26 protein-coding genes are annotated in these 24,566 nt (G+C 63.8%); 13 read left to right on the forward strand and 13 right to left on the reverse strand.

From position 1 onward, the window contains the following. Positions 1–119: 119 nt before the first annotated feature. From ACWTU8_RS04775 to ACWTU8_RS04825, 11 genes are all read right to left on the reverse strand, one after another. A complete protein-coding gene (locus ACWTU8_RS04775) occupies positions 120–1,007 on the reverse strand; it encodes an amidohydrolase family protein (RefSeq protein WP_455848384.1) in 888 nt (295 codons plus the stop codon). Continuing rightward, the gene (locus ACWTU8_RS04780) at positions 1,007–2,083 is read right to left on the reverse strand and encodes a vWA domain-containing protein (protein ID WP_455848385.1); all 1,077 of its coding nucleotides are present in this window, start codon (positions 2,081–2,083) and stop codon (positions 1,007–1,009) included. Before ACWTU8_RS04780 ends, ACWTU8_RS04775 begins: the two co-directional genes overlap by 1 nt. 53 nt (positions 2,084–2,136) lie before the next feature. Continuing rightward, positions 2,137–3,018 carry an AAA family ATPase gene (locus ACWTU8_RS04785; protein ID WP_455847235.1) on the reverse strand — a complete coding sequence of 294 codons (882 nt, stop codon included), beginning with the start codon at positions 3,016–3,018 and terminating at the stop codon, positions 2,137–2,139. A 9-nt stretch (positions 3,019–3,027) separates the two neighbouring features. Continuing rightward, positions 3,028–4,032 (reverse strand): xanthine dehydrogenase family protein molybdopterin-binding subunit, encoded by a 1,005-nt coding sequence (locus tag ACWTU8_RS04790; protein WP_029351653.1) that lies wholly within the window; start codon positions 4,030–4,032, stop codon positions 3,028–3,030. Position 4,033: 1 nt separating this feature from the next. Beyond that, entirely contained in the window at positions 4,034–5,401 is a 1,368-nt protein-coding gene (locus tag ACWTU8_RS04795) for a xanthine dehydrogenase family protein molybdopterin-binding subunit (protein ID WP_455847236.1), read from the reverse strand. Between the two features lie 14 nt (positions 5,402–5,415). Next, the gene (locus ACWTU8_RS04800) at positions 5,416–5,898 is read right to left on the reverse strand and encodes a (2Fe-2S)-binding protein (protein ID WP_455847237.1); all 483 of its coding nucleotides are present in this window, start codon (positions 5,896–5,898) and stop codon (positions 5,416–5,418) included. Between the two features lie 50 nt (positions 5,899–5,948). Further along, a complete protein-coding gene (locus ACWTU8_RS04805; RefSeq protein WP_455847238.1) occupies positions 5,949–6,740 on the reverse strand; it encodes an FAD binding domain-containing protein in 792 nt (263 codons plus the stop codon). A gap of 16 nt (positions 6,741–6,756) precedes the next feature. Further along, the gene (locus ACWTU8_RS04810) at positions 6,757–7,200 is read right to left on the reverse strand and encodes an SRPBCC family protein (protein WP_455847239.1); all 444 of its coding nucleotides are present in this window, start codon (positions 7,198–7,200) and stop codon (positions 6,757–6,759) included. 115 nt (positions 7,201–7,315) lie between these two features. Beyond that, positions 7,316–8,143, reverse strand: coding sequence for a helix-turn-helix domain-containing protein (locus ACWTU8_RS04815; protein WP_455847240.1), 828 nt, complete (start codon positions 8,141–8,143; stop codon positions 7,316–7,318). A 176-nt stretch (positions 8,144–8,319) separates the two neighbouring features. Continuing rightward, positions 8,320–9,318 carry an ABC transporter permease gene (locus tag ACWTU8_RS04820; protein ID WP_029351638.1) on the reverse strand — a complete coding sequence of 333 codons (999 nt, stop codon included), beginning with the start codon at positions 9,316–9,318 and terminating at the stop codon, positions 8,320–8,322. A 40-nt stretch (positions 9,319–9,358) separates the two neighbouring features. Beyond that, positions 9,359–10,099 carry an ATP-binding cassette domain-containing protein gene (locus tag ACWTU8_RS04825; RefSeq protein ID WP_029351636.1) on the reverse strand — a complete coding sequence of 247 codons (741 nt, stop codon included), beginning with the start codon at positions 10,097–10,099 and terminating at the stop codon, positions 9,359–9,361. Between the two features lie 426 nt (positions 10,100–10,525). Between ACWTU8_RS04825 and ACWTU8_RS04830 the strand changes: the two genes are divergently transcribed. Further along, the gene (locus tag ACWTU8_RS04830) at positions 10,526–11,515 is read left to right on the forward strand and encodes a sugar-binding protein (RefSeq protein WP_455847241.1); all 990 of its coding nucleotides are present in this window, start codon (positions 10,526–10,528) and stop codon (positions 11,513–11,515) included. 134 nt (positions 11,516–11,649) lie between these two features. Beyond that, on the forward strand, positions 11,650–12,447 hold the full coding sequence (locus tag ACWTU8_RS04835; protein ID WP_455847242.1) for a FadR/GntR family transcriptional regulator: 798 nt from the start codon (positions 11,650–11,652) through the stop codon (positions 12,445–12,447). On the opposite strand, the gene ACWTU8_RS04840 is transcribed toward ACWTU8_RS04835, so the two are convergent. Next, the gene (locus ACWTU8_RS04840) at positions 12,425–13,393 is read right to left on the reverse strand and encodes an NAD(P)-dependent oxidoreductase (protein ID WP_455847243.1); all 969 of its coding nucleotides are present in this window, start codon (positions 13,391–13,393) and stop codon (positions 12,425–12,427) included. The two genes, ACWTU8_RS04835 and ACWTU8_RS04840, sit on opposite strands and share 23 nt — an antisense overlap. A gap of 155 nt (positions 13,394–13,548) precedes the next feature. Here ACWTU8_RS04840 and ACWTU8_RS04845 point away from each other — a divergent pair, with 155 nt between their 5' ends. Both ACWTU8_RS04845 and ACWTU8_RS04850 read left to right on the forward strand, forming a co-directional pair. Then, the gene (locus tag ACWTU8_RS04845) at positions 13,549–14,445 is read left to right on the forward strand and encodes an NAD-dependent epimerase/dehydratase family protein (protein ID WP_065006740.1); all 897 of its coding nucleotides are present in this window, start codon (positions 13,549–13,551) and stop codon (positions 14,443–14,445) included. A 102-nt stretch (positions 14,446–14,547) separates the two neighbouring features. Continuing rightward, positions 14,548–15,324 carry a FadR/GntR family transcriptional regulator gene (locus ACWTU8_RS04850; protein WP_455847244.1) on the forward strand — a complete coding sequence of 259 codons (777 nt, stop codon included), beginning with the start codon at positions 14,548–14,550 and terminating at the stop codon, positions 15,322–15,324. A 9-nt stretch (positions 15,325–15,333) separates the two neighbouring features. On the opposite strand, the gene ACWTU8_RS04855 is transcribed toward ACWTU8_RS04850, so the two are convergent. Beyond that, positions 15,334–15,621, reverse strand: coding sequence for a DUF3175 domain-containing protein (locus tag ACWTU8_RS04855; protein ID WP_455847245.1), 288 nt, complete (start codon positions 15,619–15,621; stop codon positions 15,334–15,336). A 237-nt stretch (positions 15,622–15,858) separates the two neighbouring features. Here ACWTU8_RS04855 and ACWTU8_RS04860 point away from each other — a divergent pair, with 237 nt between their 5' ends. The 9 genes from ACWTU8_RS04860 (at position 15,859) to ACWTU8_RS04900 (ending at position 24,562) form a co-directional block, all read left to right on the forward strand. Beyond that, complete coding sequence (locus ACWTU8_RS04860; RefSeq protein WP_455848386.1) at positions 15,859–17,031, forward strand: MFS transporter; 1,173 nt, start codon at positions 15,859–15,861, stop codon at positions 17,029–17,031. Positions 17,032–17,219: 188 nt separating this feature from the next. Then, on the forward strand, positions 17,220–17,543 hold the full coding sequence (locus tag ACWTU8_RS04865; RefSeq protein ID WP_029351622.1) for an ArsR/SmtB family transcription factor: 324 nt from the start codon (positions 17,220–17,222) through the stop codon (positions 17,541–17,543). After that, positions 17,540–17,950 (forward strand): SRPBCC family protein, encoded by a 411-nt coding sequence (locus ACWTU8_RS04870; RefSeq protein ID WP_065006745.1) that lies wholly within the window; start codon positions 17,540–17,542, stop codon positions 17,948–17,950. The genes ACWTU8_RS04865 and ACWTU8_RS04870 overlap by 4 nt, the downstream gene beginning before the upstream one ends. Positions 17,951–18,071: 121 nt before the next feature. Further along, complete coding sequence (locus ACWTU8_RS04875) at positions 18,072–18,293, forward strand: hypothetical protein (RefSeq protein ID WP_029351618.1); 222 nt, start codon at positions 18,072–18,074, stop codon at positions 18,291–18,293. A 234-nt stretch (positions 18,294–18,527) separates the two neighbouring features. After that, a complete protein-coding gene (gntR, locus tag ACWTU8_RS04880; protein ID WP_455847246.1) occupies positions 18,528–19,556 on the forward strand; it encodes an HTH-type transcriptional regulator GntR in 1,029 nt (342 codons plus the stop codon). A 307-nt stretch (positions 19,557–19,863) separates the two neighbouring features. Further along, entirely contained in the window at positions 19,864–20,988 is a 1,125-nt protein-coding gene (locus tag ACWTU8_RS04885; protein ID WP_455847247.1) for a sugar ABC transporter substrate-binding protein, read from the forward strand. Positions 20,989–21,054: 66 nt separating this feature from the next. Continuing rightward, complete coding sequence (locus tag ACWTU8_RS04890) at positions 21,055–22,602, forward strand: sugar ABC transporter ATP-binding protein (RefSeq protein ID WP_455847248.1); 1,548 nt, start codon at positions 21,055–21,057, stop codon at positions 22,600–22,602. After that, the gene (locus ACWTU8_RS04895) at positions 22,599–23,579 is read left to right on the forward strand and encodes an ABC transporter permease (RefSeq protein ID WP_455840628.1); all 981 of its coding nucleotides are present in this window, start codon (positions 22,599–22,601) and stop codon (positions 23,577–23,579) included. Before ACWTU8_RS04890 ends, ACWTU8_RS04895 begins: the two co-directional genes overlap by 4 nt. Then, on the forward strand, positions 23,576–24,562 hold the full coding sequence (locus ACWTU8_RS04900) for an ABC transporter permease (protein ID WP_455847249.1): 987 nt from the start codon (positions 23,576–23,578) through the stop codon (positions 24,560–24,562). Before ACWTU8_RS04895 ends, ACWTU8_RS04900 begins: the two co-directional genes overlap by 4 nt. Positions 24,563–24,566 lie beyond the last annotated feature (4 nt).

A 24,566-nucleotide genomic window follows, 5' to 3' on the forward strand; every position in this document is an offset into this window, starting at 1 on the left:
TGTGGATCGGCGCGTAGCGCCGAGACGGCTCTGCTACGCAACGATCCTTCCAGCACCCCTCATCCGACCGAGCTTCGCTGGGCCACCTTCCCCACAAGGGGAGAAGGAAAGGCGCCGCGCTACACCGGCCGATATACCTTCTCCGCAGTTTTCCAAAAGATGTCCGCCTCGGCGGCCACGCCGTGCTTGGCCACCGCCTCCCGGTGCGCCTTGATCAGCTCGGCGTGGCTCGTCCACAGTTTCTCGATCGGGAAGTTCGAGCCGAACATCAGATGATCGCTGCTGAGGACGTCGATTGCATTGTCGACGATATAGGCGATCAGTGCCGGGTCATTGCGGTGGACGAAGGTGCCGAGGCCGGAGAGCTTGGCGTAGAGATTGGGTGCCGCTGAAAGCGTTCGCAGTCCCACCTTCCAGGCCTCCGTGGTTTCGTCCGACATATCGGTCAGCATGCCGGCATGGGTCAGGATGAAATTGGTCTCAGGATTCTCGCCGACAAGCGTCAGCCCGTCCTTCGTCTGGGCGGGGAAAAGCTGCAGATCGAAGGACAGGCCGTAGTCTTTCAGCCGCGCCACATTGGCCCGCACTTTCGGGTCGATCACCTGATCGGCCGAGGCGGCAAAGCGGAAGGCGGGCGTTTCATGCCAGTGCAGCTGCATGCGCAAGCCGCGCAGCAGGGGGTACTTGATCAGCCGGTCGATCTGGGGCCTGATATCGTCCACCGTCATGTCGGCATAGCCGACGATGGCATGCGGCCAGCCGGTCTCGTCGGCTGTCTTCTGCAGGAAGGCGACCTCGGTCTCGAAATCCTCCTTGGCCCAGTTGGTCTGGACATAGACCGCCTTCTCGACGCCTGAGCCTTGCTGATCGGCCAGGAATTCCTCGATCGGATAGTCGCGGCGAATCGGTTCATAGGGTCCAAAGATGCGCGGCACCATCGGGCCGACCAGCCATGGCTGATCCTTTTGGCGCCAGATGTGGAAGTGTGCGTCGATCGCCTTCTGCATCATGAGACCCTTTTCCAGATGGCTGCGGCCGCCGGGGCAGGGCGGGCGAGCGACAGGATGAAATCGGTGAGACCGGCGATGGACGAACCATCGATCAGATCGTCGAGCACCGGCAGGATGGCGCGAAGCGCTGCCGTTGCCGGCTGGAAACGCGGATCGCCGGCCAGCGGCGTCGCCAGCGAAAGACGGAAGGCGCGTGCGCTCAGCCGGCGTATCGCCATTTCCAGTTCGGCGTGATCGCCGCGCTCCAGCGCGTCAGACAGGATGACCACCGCCGCCCCGCGCGCGAAAGCGGAAAAGCGCGGCACAGACAGGAAGGCGAGCAGCGTCGGTCCCATGCGGGTGCCGCCGTCCCAGTCGTCGACCAGTGCTGCCACGTGGGCCAGGGCCTGGTCTCGGTCGCGAATGCGCAGCGCCGCTGTGATGCGGGTCAGCCGCGTGCCGAAGGTGAAAATTTCAGCCCGGTCCGCACCTTGCACCGCCGCATGCGCCAGCTTGAGGTAGTCCGACGTGTGCAGCTTCATCGAGCCGGACACGTCGATCAGGATCAGCAGCTTGCGCGGCACGGTCTGCCGGCGGCGCAGCAGCGGCGACGGTATGTCGCCATCGGCACTGACGATTTCGCGCAGCGAACGGCGCAGATCGAGCTTGCCGCGCGCGTGCGTGCGCACGGTGCGGAAGGAGCGGCGGACGGGCAAGGCTGCAGCGAGCTTCCGGCGGAAGGAGGCAAGCCCGTCGCCGTCGCGCCGGAATTCGCGGGCGCTCAACTGTTCGGCGCCGGACGATAGCTCGCCGCCTTCCTCCTGGCGCGCCACCTCATTCTCCTCGTCGCTGGCGCCGCCGTCATCCTTGATGCGGGTTTCCTCGTCGGCCTCGCCCTCGACGAGGGCAGCCATGTTGCCGTAGAAATGGCTTTGGAAATGCGCCTCGAATTCGTCGCGGCGGTCCGGCGGCGGCGCCAGCGTGGCAAGCGCCGCTTCGTGGATATCAATCATCGAGCGCGGTCCAAGCAGCGTCACGGCTTGCATGAAGCCGGAGATTTGCTCTGGAGCGATCAAAAAGCCGAAGCGGCGCAGCAGCCGGCCGAAGCCGAGCAAGGGTGCTGCCGCCCGGGGCAAGGCCGCGGCGCTCACGCCAGTGCCTCCTCGACGATCCGGCCAAGCTCGGGGGCGATATAGGACAGGTCTTCCTCGTCCTTGATCAGCACGCCGATGGCGCGGCGAAAAGCTTCCGGCCACGGGCTGCCGCCTTTTTCGAGGAGCGTCGCGGCGTTGGCCCATTCGACCGCCTCGGCGATGCCGGGCGGCTTGGCCAACGGACGGGCGCGGATGTCGCGCACGGCAAAAGCCACGGCGCGTGCGGTCGCCTCGGCGACATCGCCGGCGCGCAGCATGATGATGGCGGCCTCGCGCTCGGCGTCGGGATAGGCGATCCAGTGGTAGACGCAGCGGCGCCGCAGCGCTTCCGCCAATTCGCGGGTGCGGTTCGAGGTCAGCATGACGATCGGCTGCGCCGTCGCGCGGATGGTACCTCTCTCAGGAATGCTGATCTGGAAATCGGAAAGAAACTCCAGCAGCAGCGCTTCGAACTCATGATCGGAACGGTCGATCTCGTCGACCAGCAGGACGCGCTTTTCCGGCGCCTTCAGCACCTGCAGCAGTGGCCGCGCGATCAGGAAACGGTCGTCATAGATGTCGACCTCATGCTCGCCGGCATGACGGATGGCGAGCAGCTGGCGCTGGTAGTTCCATTCGTAGAGCGCATGCGCAGCGTCGATGCCTTCATAGCATTGCAGCCGCACGAGGTCGCGCCCGAGCACTTCAGCTATCGCCTTGGCCGCTTCCGTCTTGCCGACGCCCGGCGAGCCTTCGAGCAGCAGCGGCTTGCCCAGCCGGATCGCCAGGAAGACGGCAGTCGCCAGGCTTTCATCGGCCAGATAGCGCGAGGCGGCGAGGTGCGACGCCACCGCCTCCGGCGAGGTCGCGACAGTCTCGACGCTTCTCCTAGGCATTTCCAACACTCAGTTCGGGGCTTGCGCCTTCAACGCGCGCAGGATGCGCTCCGGCGTGATCGGCAGCGTGTCGATGCGCACGCCGACGGCGTCGAAGACGGCATTGGCGACCGCCGGGATCTGCGGGTTGGCGCACATTTCGCCTGGCCCCTTGGCGCCGTACGGGCCGTCGGCCGAGGGTCGTTCCAGCACGATGATCTCGGTTTGCGCAAGATCGCCAGGACCCGGCATCAGATACTGGTTGAAGTCGGTGCCGCCATGATCGCGATTGGGATAATAGGGTTCAGTCGTCTCATAGAGCGCGTGGCTGATGCCCATCCATGAGCCGCCGATGAGCTGCTGCTCAACCATTTTCGGGTTCAGCGCGCGGCCGATCTCAAAAATGTTCTTGACCGTCAGCACGGTGACCTCGCCGGTCTCGTCATCGACCTCGACCTCGGCCACCGTGCATGCGTGGGCGTAGCAGGTCGACGGCTTCATCGCGCCGGTTTCTTTCTCGGGATATGAGCGGGGGATCAAGAACATGCCGCGACCGGAAATCGAGCGGCCGCGTTTGAAGTGAGCCGACAGCGCGACATCGAAGATCGAAATTGATCTTTGCGGCGCGCCCTTGACCAGGATGTTGCCTTGGCCGTCGGTCTCGAGGTCCGACGCATTCACTTCCAGTTCCTCCGCCGCCACTTCCAGCATCACTTGGCGGGCTTCCCTGGCCGCCTGGATGACGGCGTTGCCGGCGCGGTGGGTGCCGCGCGAGGCGAAGGTGCCCATGCAGTGCGGGCCGGTATCGGTGTCGGCGGTGTCGACGACGACGCGGTCGGTCGGCACGCCGATCGTCTCGGCGCAGATCTGCGCCATGATCTGCTTCATGCCCTGGCCGAGATCGACGCTAGACAGCGTCACCATGAAATTGCCGGTCGGCGTCGAATGCACCAGCGCCTGGGTCGGGTCACCGCCGAGGTTCATGCCGGTCGGATAGTTGATTGCGGCGACGCCGCGTCCACGCCTGATCGCCATCTCAAGCTCCCTTCGCGTAGGACGACATCGCCATGAACTTCTCCGCCACCGGCCAGTTGGCGGCGCGCGAGGCTTCCTGCATGCACTCGATCAGCGCAGCGCCCTCGGTCGGCTGGCGATGCGCCTTCATGTCGCCGTCGCGGTAGGCATTGATGAAGCGGATTTCGAGCGGGTCCATGCCGATCAGCCGGGCGAGCTTGTCCATCTGCACCTCCAGCGCGAAATCGCCGATGGTGACGCCGAAGCCGCGCATGGCGGAGGAGGGCGTGCGGTTGGTGTAGACGCAGTAGGTGTCGATCCAGACATTCGGGATCGTATAGGGGCCGGGATAGTGGCCAGCGCCTTTCTGCGCGCCATAGGGCGAGTGGCGCGAATAGGCGCCGGCATCGGTGTAGCCGGTGACCTTGCGGGCGACGACACGGCCGTCCTTCATGACGCCGTCCTTGATGACGACCTTTTCGGCGGCGCGCGGCGAGGAGATCTGCATCTCCTCCTCGCGGCTGTAGATGAAGGAGACCGGCCGCCCGGTCAGCTTGGCGCCGAGGATGGCGATCGGCTCGACGATGACGTCGACCTTGCCGCCAAAACCGCCGCCGACGGTGCCGCCGACGAAATGCAGCTTGTTGCCAGGCATCTGCAGGATGATCGAGGCGTTGTCGAGGGTGAAGAACATCGCCTGCGTGTTGGTGTAGCAGGTGAAGCGGTCATTGCCCTCCGGCGCGACGATACAGCCGGTCGTCTCGGTCGGTGCGTGTTCGATCGGCGAGGATTGGTAGGTCTGTTCGAGCACGTGATCGGCCCCGGCGAAGCCGGCCTCGACATCGCCGAAGCGCACCTTGCGGCATTCGCCGCTGTCATAGAGATAATAGTTCCGGCCGTGATATTCGTTCACTATCGGCGCGCCGGGCTTCAGCGCCTCCTCCATGTCGAAGACGGCCGGCAGCACTTCGTAATCGATCTTGACCTTGGCCGCCGCTTCCTGGGCGGCACGCTCGGTCTCGGCGAGCACCGCCACCACCGCCTCGCCCTTCCAGCGCACCTTGCCATCGGCCAGCACCGTCTCGTCCTCCGGCCCAATCTGGATCAGGATCAGGATGGTGTAGACATTGTGCGGCACATCCTTGGCGGTCAGCACCTTGACGACGCCTGGATGTTTCTCGGCCTCCGAAGTGTCGATGCCGCGGATGCGGGCGTGATGATGCGGGCTGCGCACCATCTTCAAATGCAGCATGCCGGGAAAATTGCGGTCGGCGAAATAGGCGGTTTTGCCGGTGACATGGCCGGGTGAATCGGAGCGCGGCCGTGGTTGGCCGATCTCGTGCAGATCATCCTTGCGCTGGTCGGCGAAGTAGTTCTTGCGGAGTTCCATCTTTTTGACTCCCCTCAAGCCGCGTTCTGCGAATTGGATCGCGCGGCGGTCAGCACCGCCTGGAGGATCGGCTCGTAGCCGGTGCAGCGGCAGATATTGCCCGACAGCGCCTCGACCACCTCGTCGCGGCTGGGGTTCGGCGTGTGGTCGAGCAGCACCTTGGCGGCCATGATCATGCCCGGCGTGCAGAAGCCGCATTGGGTGGCGAAGGCGTCGAGGAAGGCCCGCTGCAGCGGATGCAGAACGCCGCCTTCCGAAAGCCCCGATGTCGTGGTGATGGCCGCACCGTTGCAGGTTTCGGCCAGCGTCAGGCAGGAGAGCCGGAGCTCACCGTCGATGATGACCGAGCAGGCGCCGCATGTGCCTTGATGGCAGCCGCCTTTCGGTGAGGTGTCGCCGATCTTGTCGCGCAGTGCGTTGAGCAGCGTCGTACCGCTGTCGATGAATTCGGCCTTCTCCGCGCCGTTGAGCGTGAGCTGAACCGGGACCTTTGCCATGTTTCCTCCTTGCGCGCCTGCTCGTGGGCAAGCGCGCTCCCCTGGATATTTCAGCCGAGTAGCAGCCGGCCGAGATGGACCGGCAGGACTTCGTTGCGATACCAGGCACTGGCGATCGGATCGGTAACAGGCGAGGTGCCGTCGCCGGCCGCAGCAAGCGCCGGCGCGATGCCATCGCTGGTGAGCGTCCTGCCGAGCAGCGCCTTCTCCGCCGCCGTCGCACGCATCGGCCGGTCGGCCATGCAGCCAAGCGCTATCCGTGCCGAAGACACGGTTCCGTCCGGTGCCTGTTCCAGCACGGCGGCGATGCTCAGCACCGAGACGCCCTTCGGCTTGATCCTCGACACTTTCAGGAAGCGAAAGCCTTCAGCCGGAAACGTAAATCCAACTGCGGTGATGATGGCGTGGTTGCTTTCGCGTTTTGCCAGGAAGGTTTCGATCGGTAGCTCGCCGTCGTCGATATTGACGGTTGCGTCCAGTGCCAGCAGCGCCACGGTGAAGTCGCCATAGGGCGCCGGGGCGAAGAGATTGCCGCCGACGGTCGCCATGTTGCGGATCGCCGGGCCGCCGACGGCGCGCGCCGCTTGGGCAAGCGACGCGAGATCCGGATTACGGGCGATCGCCGCCATGGTCACCGAAGCGCCAATGCGGACCTTGCCGCCGGAAACGGTGATGGCCGACAGCGCCGGCTCGGTCGACCTGATGAGGCTGGAGACCGACACATCGCCTTCATTGGCGGCGCGCACGACCAGCGTGCCGCCGCCGAGATATCGGGTACCGGCGGCTTTCAGCGCCGCATTGGCGTCCTTGACCGTCGAGAAAGTCTGCAGGGCGAGCGCCATGGAAGGCTCCTTTTGCTCAACTTTGGCCGGCGAAATGACTTTTCAAGGCGTTGAAACCGCCCTGGAAGACGTTGGCGCCCATGCCCTCGGCCAGTTTCTCGGCTTCTTCAGGGGGCGCGTCAAAGCTGGCGGTCCATTCGGCATAGGTGCGGTCGCCATCGGTCACCCGCCGCAGCTGCAGCGTCGCCTTGTGGTTGGTCAGCGGCTGCGGTGTCTCCAGGATGGAGTAGCTGACGAGGAAATTGCCGTCGGAGAAGTCGAGCAGCTTTTCGCGAATGCGGGCACCGCTGGCGAGCTGAAAGTTGCGCACGCAGCCGATCGTGCCGGGATCCTTGCCGTCCTCGATATGGCTTTCGACCATACGCGGATGCCAGCTCGGCAGGCCGTTGAAGTCGCGTATGCGCGCCCAAACCTTTTCGACCGGCGCGTCGATGACGCTGGAGATGGTAACTTTCGCCATATGGTCGTTCCCTTGCAAGCATGTATGTCGCGAGGGTAGGGCGGCGGGCCCGGCGGCGCTTATCAATGCGTCTTGACCGCCTATCAAATAGTCTGAAAAACGGCTGCCAGGCGGCTCAGGAAATGGCCCGCGCCGCCTCGCGATAGAGTGTCGGCGGAACGCCGACATGATCGCGGAAGAAGCGCGAGAAATTGCCCTGGGTGGTGAAGCCAAGATTGCAGGCGACCGAGATCAGCGGCTCCTGCGACCATTGCAACTGCCGCACGGCTTCCTCCATGCGCAACGTGTTCCAGTAGACGTTGGGCGTCAGATTGGTCTGCTCCTTGAACAGCGCGAAGAAATGCGGCCGCGACAGGCCGACGCTGCGTGCCACATCGTCGAAGCAGATACGCTCGCAGACATTGGCCTTCATCAGCTGGATCGCCTTGCGGACACGGAAATCCTGCATGGTGTGGACGCGGGCGCGTGCTACTTGCGGTGCCGAGGCGTCGGCGGCGTCGAGCACGCTGTCGATGAAGCGCTCGATCTCGTAATTGGCGATGTCGTCGATGCTCTCATTGTCGCTGAGATGGTCGAGAAGGTTGGCTGCCGCCTTGTGCAGCCAGGGCTCCAGCGTGATCGCCGGTGCTGAAAATAGCGGCGCGGACGACGGCAGGTCGCGACGCTGGCGCGCCCAGTCCGGATCGATGTAGAAGGCGAGGAACAGGCCGGGCCGGCCGTCGTTGGACAAAGCGTGGCTGTGCGGCTGGAAGAAATTGATGCCGGCGGCGGTGCCGGGCCCAAGCCGCACCGTTTCGCGACCGATGGTCATCTCGCCGGCCGTGCCTTCCAGCCAGATGATGATATGCGCCTCGACATGGGCATGGGTGACGAAGTCGCTGGCGACGTTCAGGACAGAAACATGTCCGAACCGGCCCCAGTAGAGCCTGATCGCTTCCGTCATGGGTATATCCTCCCGCAGGGCGACTGGCCTCCCTTCGCCTGCAATGGGGATAGTGGGGCTCAGTCCGGGCCTGCGTCAAGGCACATGCGCACGCCTGGGCCCCGTCATGGGCCGTACCGGCCGATTATCAGACTGAGCGATAGCAGGGGAAACGAATAGCGTTCGTCAACTGCGGTCTATTCGTTGCGCCTGAAATTGCGGATCCGGTCGAACAGGACCGCCAGCAGAATGGCGCCGCCGATGAACACGCCTTGCCAGAAGGCATTGATGCCGAGCAGGCCGAGACTGTTGCGGATCACTTCGATCAGCGCCGCGCCAACGACGGCGCCAAAGGCCGTGCCCATGCCGCCGGCCAGGTTGGCGCCACCGATGACGGTCGCGGCGATGACCTGAAGCTCCATGCCGTTGCCGAGATTGGTGGTGACGGCGCCAAGCCAGCCGGTCTGGATGATGCCGGCGATACCGGCCGCCAGCGCCGAGATCATATAGACCGCGACCTTGATCTGGCGCACCGGAACGCCGGTCAGCGTCGCCGCATGCTCGTTGCCGCCGATGGCGAAGATGTGCCGGCCGAATTTCGTCCAGCGCAGGACGAAGCCGGTGATCAGTGCCAGCACGATCGTGTAGAGCACCGGATTGGCGATGCCGAACACAAAGGCGCCGCCCCCCAGCGCCAGAAGCTTGTCGTGATCCGGCCCGAACTGGAAGACGACGGTGTTGTTGGAGGCGACCATGGCAAGGCTGCGCGCAATCGACAGCATGCCGAGCGTCACCACGAACGGCGGAAAGCCGAGATAGGCGATCAAGATACCGTTGAAGGCGCCGATGATCAGCGCTGTCGCGATTGCAGCGGCAATGCCGATCTCGATGCCGTAGCCGGCATGCATGGTCACCGCCAGCACCATCGAACACAGGCAAAGCACCGAACCGACCGAAAGGTCGATGCCGCCGGTGATGATGACGAAGGTCATGCCCAGAGCGACGATGGCGACGAAGGTGACGTTGCGGGTGATGTTGTAGAGGTTCTTCGTCGTGGCGAACGAATCCGTGGCGACAGACAGGAACAGGCAGGCGAGGATGACCGCGATCACCACCCAGAAGGTCTGGCTGGCAAACACCCTGGTCAGCAAAGTGTGCTGCTTCTGCGCGATCGTCTGGTCAAGAGTTACTGCCATCGTCGACCTTTATCTGCTTGCGTGGTGAAACCCGCTGACATCAAACCTGTTCGATGGCGCCGGTGATGAGCCCGGTGACTTCCTCGGGCGAACTCGACGCGATCGTCTTGTCGGCAACCTTGCGGCCGCGCCGCATGACGATAACGCGGTCGGCAACGTCAAAGACGTCGGGCATGCGGTGACTGATCAGCACGACCGCAATGCCCTGGTCGCGCAAATGGCGGATCAGGTTCAGCACCTCGGCGACCTGTCGGACCGAAATCGCCGCCGTCGGCTCGTCCATCAGCACGATCTTAGCCTGCGAAAGCATGGTGCGGGCAATCGCCACCGCTTGCCGCTGGCCGCCCGACATCTGCTTGACCAAGTCGCGCGGGCGGGTTTCGGATTTCAGCACGGCAAAAATCTGGCCGGCGCGCTTGTACATCGCGGCGTAGTCGAGGATGCGAAACGGCCCGACACCGCGGCGCAGCTCGCGGCCGAGATAGACGTTGGCGGCGGCCGTCAGATTGTTGCACAGCGCCAGATCCTGATGGACGATCTCGATGCCGTGCTGGCGCGCCTCCACCGGCTTGTGCAGGATCAGCTCCTTGCCGTCCATCTGCATCGTGCCGTGGCTCGGGCGGAAATTGCCGGCGATCATCTTGACCAGCGTCGACTTGCCGGCGCCGTTATCGCCCATCAGGCCGACCACCTGTCCGGCCTCGATCGACAGCGAAACGTCGTTGACGGCCTGGATGGCGCCGAAATGTTTCGAGATGTTGGCGAGTTCGAGAACCGACACCAGACTGCTTCCTCCCCGTGCTTCCGGCCAGCGGTTCTGCCGCGGCCTCGCTCTCCCCAGCCCCTCCCGGGAACAGCGCTTTCGCCCATTTACGCACATGCCCCCTTGCCGTCAACAGCGGCTTCTTTCGAAAAATCCGTTTTGTAGGACAAATAGCAATTGACGTTGGTCGCAAGCCGATATTAGCTAAGCGTCGGAGGAGATTATGCCGATCTCCTGTTCCGGCGCGCCGGCGGAATCGGCGGAGGTTTATCGGTCGAGGATCTGGCAGCGTCCGTACCGCGCTGGTCTGCGGCCGCATCTGGAAATACTTATCGGCCCGGCTTGGCGACACGAGTGCTCGCGAAACGAACCTCTGCCATCGCGCATCCGGGCCGGTCTGTGTGGCGGGCACGCCGTGTCCGTCTGTTTCAAGGGAGGACTGAAATGAGGAAATCAATGTTGCTCGCTGCCGTCGCCATGCTGGCGTTGGGCGCCGGGCCGGCTATGGCCAAGAAACAGCTCGTCATCGTGGTGAAGGGGCTCGACAATCCGTTCTTCGAGGCCATCAACCAAGGTTGCCAGAAATGGAACTCGGAAAACGCCAACTCGGAATATGAATGCTTCTACACAGGTCCGGCGTCGACCTCGGACGAGGCCGGCGAAGCCCAGATCGTTCAGGACATGCTGAGCAAGCCAGACACGGTGGCGATGGCCATTTCGCCGTCCAACGCGCCGCTGATCGCGCAGACGATCAAAAGTGCCAATCCGTCGATCCCGATCATGACGCTCGACGCCGACCTCAGCAAGGAAGATGCGGCGCTGCGCAAGACCTATCTCGGCACCGACAACTACCTGATGGGCTACAAGATCGGCGAGTATATCAAGAAGGCCAAGCCGGATGGCGGCAAGATCTGCACCATCCAAGGCAATCCGGCGGCCGACAACATCCTGCGCCGCGCTCAGGGCATGCGCGACGCGCTTACAGGCCAGAAGGATCTCCCGGCGCTCGCCGGCGAGGGCGGCTGGACCGAGGTCGCCGGCTGCCCGGTGTTCACCAATGACGACGGCGCCAAGGGCGTGCAGGCGATGACCGATATCCTCGCCGCCAATCCCGATCTCGACGCTTTCGGCATCATGGGCGGCTGGCCGCTGTTCGGTGCGCCGCAGCCCTATCGCGACCTGTTCAAGCCGATGGCCGACAAGATCGCCAAGAACGAGTTCGTCATCGGCGCCGCCGATACGATCGGTGAGGAAGTGGCGATCGCCAAGGAGGGTCTGGTGACCGCGCTGGTCGGCCAGCGGCCGTTCGAGATGGGCTACAAGGCGCCCTCGGTGATGATTGACCTGATCGAAGGCAAGCCGGTCGCCGATCCGGTCTTCACCGGTCTCGACGAGTGCACCAAGGATACGGCCGACACCTGCATCCAGAAGTAGGTTCACAGTTTCGGGGCGTCCGATCGACGGGCGCCCCGTCACACCGGTTCACGAAAACCTACGAGGTGAGATTGCTGGGGCGAACCGCTCCTGCTTTGCCGCGCCTTGAGTTCAGCATGTGCCGGGGAACATGGATGTCGGACGCAAGATCGAAAAAGCGACTTACCACGGTTAACGCACGGGCCAAGGTCAAGGCACAGGCTGCCCGTCCGCCCGGCGCGCGCCGTACCGATGCGGCGCTGATCCCCGGATCGAGCGTGCATGCGTCGCTGGCCAACGAGATCGGCCTCAGGATCGTGCGCGGCGACTATCCGCCGGGAACCATCCTGCCCAACGAGGCCAAATGGTCCGAGACTTTCAACGTCAGCCGCTCGGCGGTTCGCGAAGCGATCAAGATGCTGATGGCCAAGAGCCTGCTGGCTTCACGCCCCAAGATCGGCAGCTGGGTCGAGCCGAAGGAGCGCTGGAACCTGCTCGATCGCGACGTGCTGGCCTGGTACGCGACGTCGCCCGACCGCGAAGTGTTCCTCAGAACCGTGCAGGAGTTCCGTCATATTATCGAGCCGGAAGCCAGCGCCTTTGCCGCGATCCGGCGTAGCGACGAGCAGATGGCCGAGATCAGCCAGGCCTGCCGGGAGATGGGCCAAGCGACGACGCTGCAGGAGCGCACCCGCGCGGACACGCGTTTTCATCTGGCCATCCTGCGGGCGTCGGGCAACGACCTCCTGGTACCGCTCGGCGTGCTGATCGAATCCGCGCTCGACCACCTCTTCGTTTTCGTCACCCGCGAAACCAGCGACCAGCCTCGAGCGCAGGCGCTGCATGAGGCGATCGAGAAGAACATCCGGCTCCAGCGGCCGGCTGCAGCCCGCACCGCAGTGCACAGACTGCTCGCCAATACCGACGACGTTATCGGGCGGTCGCGGCGCTAGAGCGGTCCTTAAACCTCTTGCCGCTTGCCGTCCTTCTCGGTGTCAGGTCGACGCCATTCACCTTGCCGATATGCGTCGCCAGCATCGGCACATATTGATCGGCCGGCCCAGCGGCGAATGCGCCGGCGAATGCGTTCTTCGTGGCATTGCCAAGCGGGTTGGCGATGCCGGCAGCACCCGCCATCGATTCGAGATAGGTGAGGTCCTTGAAGGCGTTGGCGATGGTGAATTTGTGCGCATCGCGGTCGCCTTCCAGCGTCCAGCGCATAAAGGTCTGATAGAAGCCGCAATCCATGCGGCCGTTGCGGATAACGCTGTCGAAGCGCGGCGGCGAGATGCCGACCTTCTCAGCCAGCGCCAGCGCCTCGGAATAGATCGCCGCATAACCCAGCGAAATAAAATTGTTGAGCAGCTTCATGCGGTGGCCATCGCCGGTGTCGCCGATGTGGACGATGCGTCCGGCCCAGGTGTCGAGCACCGGCTTCAGTCGGGCAAAGACCGCGTCGGACGCGCCGACCATGGCGTCGAGCGTGCCTTCCCAGGCCTCCTTCGGCGTGCGGCTGAGCGGGGCATCGACATAGTCGACGCCGAGCGCCTTGAGTTCGGCGGCAAGCGCTACGGTCGAGGTCGGGTCCGAGGTCGAGCAATCAACGACCACCGAACCCTTCTTCAGGCCTTCCTTGAGGCCGCCGGGCCCGCGGATGATGGCTTCGACCTCGCGCGAGCCGGTGACGCAGATGAAGACGATATCGGATGCCACTGCCACGTCGCGCGAGGTCGCGGCTTCCTCCGCACCCCGGCCGAGCAGGTCTTCCGCCGGAGCGCGGTTCTTGCGGCCGAGGAATGTCAGCGAATAGCCCTTATCGACGATGTTCTTCGCGATCCCGTGTCCCATCAAGCCCAGTCCGATGAAGCCGATCTTTTCGCTCGCGGCGGTGGTGTTCATGTCCGTGTAATCCTGTGTTGCGGTCTCGATGACGGCGCTGCACTTTGGCAGGCGAATTGTTGAAGCGGGTTTTTGCCGCAAGCGGTTGATAGACGATTGCAGAGTTCGATATTGTCTGACAATACACATGAATTCCAGGGAATGTGGAGAGCAAAATGACGAAGCGGATCATGTTCACCGGCGGCAGCGGCAAGGCCGGGCGTCATGTCGTGCAGTATCTGGTCGAGCAGGGGTGCCAGCTGCTCAACATCGATACCAAGCCGCTCGACAATCCCAAGGTGCGCACGCTGATCACCGACATCACCGACAGCGGGCAGGTGTTCAACGCGCTGTCGAGCTATATGGGCCTGCATGAATTCGACCCGTCGCTGCGCGCGCAGCCGGTCGACGCCGTGGTGCATTTCGCGGCGATCCCGCGCATCATGATCACGCCCGATAACGAGGTGTTCCGTATCAATGCGCTGGGCACCTATAATGTAATCGAGGCGGCGGTGAAGCTCGGCATCCGCAAGGTGGTGATCGCCTCCAGCGAGACGACCTATGGGCTGGTCTTCGCCAACGAGCCGCGCGACCCGACGCATTTCCCGCTCGACGAGGAGTACGATGTCGACCCGATGGACAGCTACGCGCTGTCCAAGATCGTTAACGAGAAGACGGCGCGCGCCTTCGCGCTGCGCAGCGGCATCGACATCTACGCGTTGCGCATCGGCAACGTCATCGAGCCGCATGAATATTCGCTGTTCCCGAAATGGTTCGCCGATCCGGGTTTCCGCAAGCGGATCGCCTGGAGCTATATCGACGCGCGCGACCTCGGCCAGATCACGCTTCGCGCGATCGAAAAGGATGGGCTCGGCTATCAGGTGTTCAACGCAGCCAATGACGACACCTCGTCCGATCTGCCGACGGCTGAACTCTTGAAGCGGTTTTATCCCGGCGTGCCGGTCAACGCTGAGCTCGGCGAATACGAGACGCTGCTTTCGAACCGGAAGGCGCGGGATGTGCTCGGGTTCCGCCCTGAACACAGCTGGCGGAAATACGTCAAGTCGGCATGACGGGGTCGATGCACCCGGGCTGATCTGTGCATAGAAGCAGGCTTTGCAGCCCGAGGCTTTTCCTGTGCTTGACAGCTTTCGGAATCCGGACTTTGTGAACGCATGCGGGACGGCAAGCCGAATAGGGGAAAAATACCGGCCAAGGTGGCGTCCGCCGAGCGCTCGGCTGTCGTCCGCCGTGCCGATGCGGCGCGTATGCCTGGGTCGAGCGTGCATGCGTCGCTAGCCAACGAGATCGGGCTCAGGATCGTGCGCGGCGACTATCCGCCGGGAACCATCCTGCCCAACGAGGCCAAATGGTCCGAGACTTTCGACGTCAGCCGCTCGGCGGTGCGCGAAGCGATCAAGATGCTGATGGCCAAAAGCCTTTTGGCGTCGCGTCCGAAGATCGGCAGCTGGGTCGAGCCGAAAGAGCGCTGGAACCTGCTCGACCGCGACGTGCTGGCCTGGTACGCGACCTCGCCCGACCGCGAGATGTTCCTGAAAACGGTGCAGGAGTTCCGCCACATCATCGAGCCGGAAGCGACCGCCTTTGCCGCGATGCGCCGCACAGACGAGCAGATGGCCGAGATCAGCCAGGCCTGCCGGGAGATGGGCCAAGCGACGACGCTGCAGGAGCGCACCCGCGCGGACACGCGTTTTCATCTGGCCATCCTGCGCGCCTCGGGCAACGACCTTCTGGTGCCGCTCGGTGTGCTGATCGAATCGGCCTTCGAACATCTGTTCGCCTATACGACGCGGGAACTGGACGATTTGCAGCACGCGCAGAAGCTGCACGAGGCGATCGAAAAGAACATTCGCCTGCAGCGGCCGGATGCGGCGCGCAACGCGGTGCGCAAGCTGTTGGCCAATACAGATAGCGTCATCAAGTCGAGGTAGGCCGACCCTCTAATCTTCTCTCGGGCGCCCAAACACCGCGCGCAGTTCGTCCTTGGCCTCCTCCAACACTTTCTTCTGCTTGGCCGGCAGGTTCTTGCCGGCACGGTTGATGTAGAAATTCAGCATCGACATGGCGGATTGGAACGGCTCGGCCTTGCGCCGGTCACTATGTTCGGCCGATCGCTTCAGCGAGGCCGCGATCTTTTTAGGGTCGTGGGATTCGAAGACGTGCTCCTCGAGGTCCAGCGCATCGCTGTGCTCCGTCACCTCGGCCGACCATTTCCTTTTCCCGGTCATGACAAACTCCTTCCATTGGTGCGTTGATGGAAAACTCCGGGACGGCGGTCACTGTTCCACTTCAGCTCAAATCCCTGGAGCCACGGATTTGCGTGATGTGGCGCTGCACGGCGCGGCCAATGTGCCGATAGTGGTGTCGAACCGGTCGATTTTGCAGAATCGCGGACAGGAAAAGCCTTGAGCACAACCTTCTCCAGCCAGCCAAGCAGCCCCGGCATCGACAGCGCCTATGCCTGGATGCGGCTCGGCATCTCGATGCTGCTGGCGACGATCGGCGGCGTCGGCATGTGGGCGGTCGTCGTGGTGCTGCCGGCGGTGCAGGCCGAATTCGGCGTCGATCGCGCCGCCGCGTCGACGCCCTATACCGCGACCATGGTCGGCTTCGCCGTCGGTAATGTTGTGGTCGGCCGCGCCATCGACCGCGTGGGCTACTGGATCCCGGCGCTCATTGCCTCGGTGGCGCTCGGCACTGGTTTCCTGCTGGCGTCGCTGACCACTTCGATCCTGCAGTTCACTCTTGCCCAGGGGCTTTTGATCGGCCTCGGCACGTCGGCGATCTTCGGGCCGCTGATCGCCGACATCTCGCACTGGTTCAACCGCCGGCGCGGCGTCGCGGTCACGGCTGCCGCCGCCGGCAGCTATCTCGCCGGGGCGGTCTGGCCGATGGCGATGCCCTATGTCATGCAGAGCGAAGGCTGGCGCTTCACCTATGGCGCGATCGGCGTCGTCTGCGTTGCGACCATGGTGCCGCTGATCCTGCTGCTCAGGCGCGGCGCGCCACGTGCGGCCCCTCCCGGGTCGCCCGGCAGCCGGCCCGTCCAGCCGATATCGCTGTCGCCGGCAGCCCTGCAGATGCTGCTCGTCGTCGCCGGCCTGGGCTGCTGCGTGGCGATGTCGATGCCGCAGGTCCATATCGTCGCCTATTGCATGGACCTCGGCTATGGCATGGCGCGTGGCGCCGACATGCTGTCGATCATGATGGTGGCGGGCGTCATCAGCCGGCTGGCGTCCGGTTTTCTTGCCGATCGCATCGGCGGCGTGAAAACCCTGCTGATCGGCTCGGTACTGCAAGGCTTGTCGCTGTTGTTCTACATCCCCTTCGACGGGCTCGCCTCGCTTTACGTCGTCTCGCTGGTTTTCGGCCTGTCGCAAGGCGGCATCGTGCCTTGCTATGCCATCATCGTGCGCGAATACATGCCGGCCAGAGAGGCCGGCCAGCGCGTCGGCATCGTAATCATGGCGACGATCTTCGGCATGGCGATCGGCGGCTGGATGTCGGGCTGGATCTACGATCTGACCGGCTCTTACGCCGCCGCATTCCTCAACGGCGTTGCCTGGAACCTGCTGAACATAGCGGCCATGGTGCTGCTGCTGTGGAAGGCGCGGCGCAGCGCCGCGGCGATGGCCTGAGCACTGACCCCGCTGGCGGGTGGTGTCTCAGTTTGCTCACGACCCGAGCGGAATGACAGTGCGCAATCGTTGGTAGCAAGACCGGCGGTGGCTCCTGCGCCGCGGATGCCGGTCCACGTTCCTGCTTGACTTATACATACCTCGGCGGTTATTGAATTCGTCAAATAGCCAGCGAGTTATCGATTGCCATGTCACAGCCCCATGAGATCCTTTTCAGAACGCTTGCCGATCCGACGCGACGGGCCATCTTCGAGCGGCTGTGTCGCGACGGAGACCAGACCGTCGCGGCTCTGACCGCTCGGGCTGGGGTCTCGCAACCGGCAGTGTCAAAGCACCTTGGGGTTCTGAAGCAGGCCGGGTTGGTGCGCGACCGCCACGAAGGCCGCAACACGCACTATAGCGCGGAGCTCGGCGCCTTGGCGCCGCTGATCGACTGGACGAACCAAATGGCTGGGTTCTGGCAAAGCCGGTTCGACAACCTCGAAGATTTGCTCAAAAGGATGGACCAATGACCAATACTGAGACCGAAACGCGCGCCGTCGTTGTCGAACGGGAGGTAGCTTTTCCGCCGGAAAAGATCTGGCGCGCACTCACGCAATCACACCTGATCGAGGAGTGGCTGATGAAGAACGATTTCAAGCCAGACGAGGGGCACCGTTTCAATCTTAGCGCGGACTGGGGGGCGGTCGACTGTCAGGTCCAGGCAGTCGAGCCCAACAAGACGCTGTCTTACACGTGGGATACCAAGGATCTCCGGAGTGTCGTCACGTGGACGCTCACCCCTACGAGCACGGGGACCCATCTGCGCATGGAGCAGTTGGGCTTCCGGCCGGATCAGCAGCAGTATTACCAGGGTGCCAAATATGGGTGGCAGCGGTTCTTTGCGAACCTGGAGCAGGTCCTGGCGCGGATAGAGTAAGGCGTGCCGGCGCCAACGGGCAATGGCCAACAAGACGGCATCAAATCAAACAAGCTTGCAAGAAGGCTGGCGCCAAGCGGGTCGCCCGATCCGCTTCAGCTCGTCTTCAGAGGAGGTGCTCATGAACTGGAACACGTGGATTCGGCAACTCCACCGCTGGCTGTCGATCATTTTTACGGCGGTCGTCGCTGCCATCTTCATCACCTTGGGCGCAGGTGTCGAGCCCGCCTACTGGGTATACCTCATGCCTCTGATCCCGCTCGCCTTGCTCATGCTCAGCGGTCTCTACTTGTTCGCATTGCCGTACGCCACGAGGTGGCGCAGCGGACGACGCACGGCGTAGAAGCCTGAGCACGGTGGACGACAAGACGCCCGCTCACCACCCACAGCCGAAATTCAAACTGTGGCGCTACCCGAGTTCGGGTAGCTGTCCTGGCCGGTTAGCTTGACAATCGGGTAAGGCTGCGCGACGCCAGACGGGTGCGGCAAGTCGGGTTGGCATGGCGATAGTGGCAAAGACGCTGAACAGCATTTCGTGGCCGCGCTTTGGCGAAGGCGCCGCGTTCGGGACAAGGCTGTGACCAAGCCGCGCTCGCGCCGCGGCGGCGGCCGTCCGACGATCGCCGATGTCGCGCGTAAGGCCGGTGTCGGCGCCATCACGGTTTCCCGCGCCTTGCGCGAGCCGGGGCGTGTTTCGGAAGATCTGCGCCGCCAGATCCAGTCGGCTGTCGATGAGCTCGGCTATCTGCCCGACCCGAATGCGCGGGCGCTGGCTTCGGCGCGCGCCGAGGTCTTTGGCGTGCTGGTGCCGTCGCTCACCAACAGCGTCTTTGCCGAAGTGCTGCGCGGCATCTATGACAGCCTGTCCGACAGTTCCTACCGTATCCAGCTCGGCAATACCCACTATTCCGGCCTCGAGGAGGAACGGCTGCTGCAGGTGTTCGGCCCGCAGCGCCCGGCGGCGCTGATCGTGGCGGGCATCGACCAGACGCCAACGTCGCGAAGACTGCTCGAGACGGCCGGCTGCCCGGTGGTACAGGTCATGGAGACCGGGCCCGATCCGGTTGACATGATGGTCGGCTTCTCGCATTTCGACGGCGGCAAGGCGGCGACGGAGCACATGATCGAAATGGGCTATCGCCGCATCGGCTTCATCGGCGCGCGCATGGACCCGCGCTCGCAGCGTCGTTTGGCAGGCTATCGCGCGGCGATGGAGGCGGCCGGTCTGTTAGACCCGCGGCTGATTACCACCACGCCGGTGCCGTCCAGTGTGACGCTCGGCCGCGAACTGTTTCGTGACGCACTGGCCAGGGTGCCGATGCTCGACGGGGTTTTCTGCAACAACGACGACATCGCGCTCGGCGTACTGTTCGAGTGCCACCGCGCCTCGATCGCCGTGCCGAAGACGATCGGCATCACAGGCTTCAACGATCTCGACATGATGGAAGTGGCTTTTCCATCGGTCACCAGCATCCGGACGCCTCGCTACGAGATCGGCCGGCGCTCGGTCGCTATGGCGCTCGCGGCGATTGCAGGCAAGCGGCCGCAAGAGCCGGTCGTCGACCTTGGCTTCGAGCTTAAGCGCCGCGAGAGCACTGCCCGCTGAAAGCACTGAAGCGCTTTGCAGGCATCCCGAAATGCCGCTTTACACCACCTCATGGGTAGCGCTACCATATGCCTCTAGGCAGAAGTCGCGGCAAAGACCGATGTCTGTTTATTATATATAAGCGACAGCTCACACTTGTTTATTATGTATAATATGATAGTTTTTACTTCGGTTTACCAATCGGCAAGGGAGGAGATCGGGTCGGCATTCGGCCGCCTGAAAGGCGCGACGAGCAAGGCGGGAGGTGCCGGGCCAGACGCGCGAGACGCGTAAGAACAATCAGAAACTGCAACTGGGAGGAATATCGATGATCAAGTCACTCGTTGGTGGCATCATTGCCGCCACTGCATTGGTTATGCTGAGTTCGTCGGCGCTCGCCGAAGCCGAAATCGTCAAGGGCCCCTCTGCCGAGCCGGAATGCTTCGCGCCATGGGCGGCCGACACGCAGTTCTTCAAGTTTCCCAAGAAAGAAGGCCCGTACCGCATCGCGCTCGCCAATGGCTACATCGCCAACACCTGGCGCATCCAGATGGTGCAGACGGCGAAGGCCTATGCGGCGCAGCCGGAGGTCGCGGCGAAACTGAAGGAATTCAAGGTGGTCTCGACCGGCGAAGACGTGCCGGCGCAGATTTCGGCGATCAACAACTTCATCGATTCCGGCTATGACGCGATCGTCGTCAACGCGCAGAATCCGACGGCGTTCGGACCGGTCATCAAGCGCGCCAAGGAAGCCGGCGTCGTGCTGGTCGCCTTCGACAACATTCTCGACACCAAGGACGCCATCAACGTCAATGTCGATCAGAAAGGCCTTGGCGAGTTGTGGGCCAACTGGCTGATCAAGCATATTCCCAATGGTGGCAAGATCCTCGAAGTGCGCGGCGTTGCCGGCACGTCGGTCGACACCGACCGCCACAACGGCATCCATGAAGTTCTCAACGCTTCGGGCAAGAAGTGGGAGGTCACCGAAGTCATCGGCAAATGGGACGATGGCGTGGCGCAAAAGGCCTCGGCCGACGCGATCGCCACCAACGGCCCCTTCGACGGCGTCACCGGGCAGGGCGGCGACACCGGCATCGTCCAGGCGATGATCGACGCCAAGCATCCGTTCGTGCCGTTCGGCGGCGAAACGGAGAACGGCTTCCGCAAATTCTGCGCCAAGTTTGCCGCAGACGGGCTGAAATGTTCGTCGGCCGGAACCGGCCCCGCACAGGTGGCGGTCGCCATCAAGACGGCAATCGCAGCGCTCGAAGGCCAGGTCGTCCCGCAAGCGGTGAAGCTGCCGCTGGCGATCGTCGAGCATCCGAACTTCAAAGAAGGCGTGGACTATTTCCCCGACCAGTCCGACAATTTCTTCGTCGGCAACTCTTTCCCGACCTGCGGCATCAATTTCACGGCGCAGGAAATCATGGGCCAGAGCAAGGAAAACCAATAGACTGATCGCTCGGCGCCGCGGGCCCGCGGCGCCGGTCCCGAAGAACAAGCGCCTTGGGAGGGGCCGATGGACGGTGCGGTTCCGCTCTTCCGCATGGAGGGCATATCCAAGCGCTATGGCGGTGTGCGGGCGCTGGAAAAGGCCGAGCTTTCGGTTACACCAGGCAGCATTCACGCCATCCTCGGCGAAAACGGCGCCGGCAAATCGACGCTGATCAAGGTCATGGCCGGCGTCGTCGCGCCTGACGAAGGCCGCATGATGCTGGACGGAAGCGAGGTGAGCTTCGCTTCGCCGGCAGCGGCCAACCAGGCCGGCATCGTCTGCATTTTCCAGGAACTGTCGCTCGTCCCCGAACTCAGCGTTGCCGACAACATCGTCATTTCCGATCCGCCGAAACGCTTCGGCATGATCGACCGCAAGGCGCAGCGACGCATCGCGGAAGAGGCCCTGGCGCGCGCCGGCGCTGCCGACATCCACCCGCTGGCGCTTGTCAAGGATCTTCCGCTTTCAAGAAGGCAGATGGTCGAGATCGCCAAAGCACTTGCCAGGAAGCCGCGCATCCTGATCCTCGACGAGGCGACCTCGGCGCTGACCGCGGCCGACGTCGCCAAGATTTTCGGCGTGCTGAAGCGGCTGCGCTCGGAAGGGCTGGCGCTGCTCTACATCTCGCATCGCATGAACGAGATCGCTGAGCTTGCCGACCAGTGCACGGTCTTCCGCAACGGCCGCAATGTCGCCAGCTACGCAGCAGGCACCAAGAGCGACAATGAAGTCGTCGAGCTGATGATCGGCCGCGAATACAGCCATATTTTCCCACCGAGGCCGATGCGCGCGCCGGCCACCGCCGCTCCCGTGCTGGAGGCGCGCAAGCTTTCCTGGACCGACCGGCTGGACAATATCTCGCTGTCGGTCGGCGCAGGCGAGGTCGTCGGCCTCGGCGGTCTCGACGGCCAGGGCCAGCGCGAATTGCTGCTCGCCTTCTTCGGCGTGCTGCGCGGCCTCAGCGGGCAGATATTGATCGACGGCAAACCGGTGGCGATCGCCAGCCCGGCCAAGGCGCGCGGTGACCGGATCGGCATGGCGCTGATCCCGGAAGACCGCAAGACGGAAGGCCTGATGCTGCCGATGACGGTGCGCGAAAACCTCTCCTTCGCCGCACTCGACCGGCTGTCCAGGGCCGGCATCATCGACCGTGCCGCCGAGCAGCGACTGATCGACGACATGGTAGCTCTGCTGGCGATCAAGACGGCAGGCCTCGACATTCCGGTCGGCGCACTGTCCGGCGGCAACCAGCAGAAGGTCGTCATCGCCAAATGGCTGATGCGGCAGCCGCGCATCATCCTGCTCAACGACCCGACGCGGGGCATTGATGTCGGCACCAAGCAGGAACTGTATCAGCTGATGCGCAAGCTTGCCGACCAAGGCGCGGCGATCCTGTTTTACTCGACCGACTATGACGAGCTGATCGGCTGCTGCGACCGGGTGCTGGTGCTCTATGACGGAGCAGTAAAGCGCGAGCTGGTCGGCGCCGAGATCACCGAGCGGGCGCTGATCGCCAGCGCGCTCAACATCCATGGCGAAGAGATGCCTGTTGGCCAAGGAGCGGACGCGTGAAGGACTGGCGCTACTGGCTTGCCGAACAACGCGGAACGCTGCTGGCGTTCGGCATCTTCATCGTGATGTTTACGATCTACACCTCGAACCATCCGGCGGGCTTTACCGCCAATGTCGTGCAGACGGCTTCCAACAAGGGCGTGCTGCTCGCCTTCGTCGCCATGGCGCAGACGCTGGTGGTGATCACCGCCGGCATCGACCTTTCCGTCGGCATGATCTTTCTGCTGACCAACTGCCTGGCCTCATGGCTGGTCATCGGCACCGGTATCGAAACCACGTTCGGCGTCGTCGCGGTGCTCGGCACCGGGCTGCTGTGCGGGGCGATCAACGGCGCCATCGTCATCTACGGAAGGCTGCAGCCGATCGTCACCACCATCGCCACCGGCGCGGTCTATTTCGGCATCGCGCTGCTGCTTCGGCCGTTCCCGGGCGGCTCGGTCAACGAGGATCTCGCCGACGCGCTGACCGGGCGGCTGTTCGGCGTGGTGCCGGCGAGCCTGGTGGCGCTGCTGGCCGTCGTGCTCGTGGTCTGGGTGCCGTTCAGCCGATCGGTGCTCGGCCGCGCGGCCTATGCCGCGGGATCGTCGGAGACGGCGGCCTACATGTCCGGCGTGCCGATCCGCCGCGGCAAGTTCGCCGCCTATGCGCTCGCCGGCCTGCTGGCCGCGATCGGCGGGCTGTTCTTGACCTTCTTCACCTATACGGGCGAGGCGGCCTATGCCAGCGGCAATGCCTACACGCTGTTCTCGATCGCCGCCGTGGTGCTTGGCGGCGTCTCATTGTTCGGCGGCAAGGGCAGCGCCATCGGCGCGATCTTCGGCGCGCTCGCCTTCCGTACCATCGGCGACCTGCTCTTCGTCTTCGATTTCGATCCGCTCTGGCAGCCGCTGTTCCAGGGCGTCATCCTGCTGATCGCCGTCAGCCTCGGCGCCTTCGCCCTGTTCAGGGTCCGTAACCGGCTGGAGTGGTTCCTGTGAGCGAAACGACCATGGGCCGCATCGCCAGCCGCATGCCGAAATTCATCCGCCGCGCTGATCCCGCGGTGCTGACCGCCTTTGCCTGCATCGTGCTGCTGCTGTTTGTCGGCAGCCTCTATTCGCGCAGCTTCCTGTCGCCGGAATATCTGCTGCAGCAGCTCAAGGTGGCCTCGTTTCTCGGCGTCATCGCCACCGGCATGATGCTAGTCATCCTGCTCGGCCAGATCGACCTGTCGGTGCCATGGTCGGTGGCGGCGGGCGCAATGATGGCATGTGCGGCCGCCGCCTACGGCCCGGTCGGCGTGGCGCTGGCGATCCCGTTCGGCATCTTCTGCGGTGTCGCGATCGGCGTCGTCAACGGCATCGGCGTCGCTTATCTGCGCATTCCCTCGATGATCATCACGCTCGCCACCAATGCCGTCGCGCAAGGGCTGATGGTGGTCTATACGGGCGGGTTCTCGCCGCAGGATTCGGCGACCCGGGCGATGCGCTATCTGGCGACCGGCTTTGCCATTCCGGGCGTGCCCAACGCGGTCGTCATCTGGGCGCTGATCGGTGCTGCGATGGTTTTCGTGCTGACCCGCACCGGCTTCGGCCGTACCGTCTACGGTATCGGCAACCGCGAGCGCGCCGCCTACCTCTCCGGCATCGACACGCGGCGCGTCGTGCTGATCGCCTTCGCCGTGTCCGGCGGGCTCTCCGCCTTCGGCGGCGTGCTTCTGGCCGGCTATGCCTCCAAGGCGGCGCAGTCTATGGGCGACGCCTATCTCCTGCCGTCGATCGCAGCGGTCGTGCTTGGCGGCACCTCGATCCTCGGCGGCCGCGGCTCGTATCTCGGCACGGTCGCGGGCGTCATCCTGATCACGCTTTTGCAATCCATTCTTTCGGTCATGCAGATGCCGGAGGCGGGGCGGCAGATCATCTACGGCGTCGTCATCGTCGCCATGCTCCTGCTTTACGGCCGCGCGCCGGCCAGCCGCTGACCCG

The organism is Mesorhizobium sp. BHbdii, assembly GCF_053848045.1.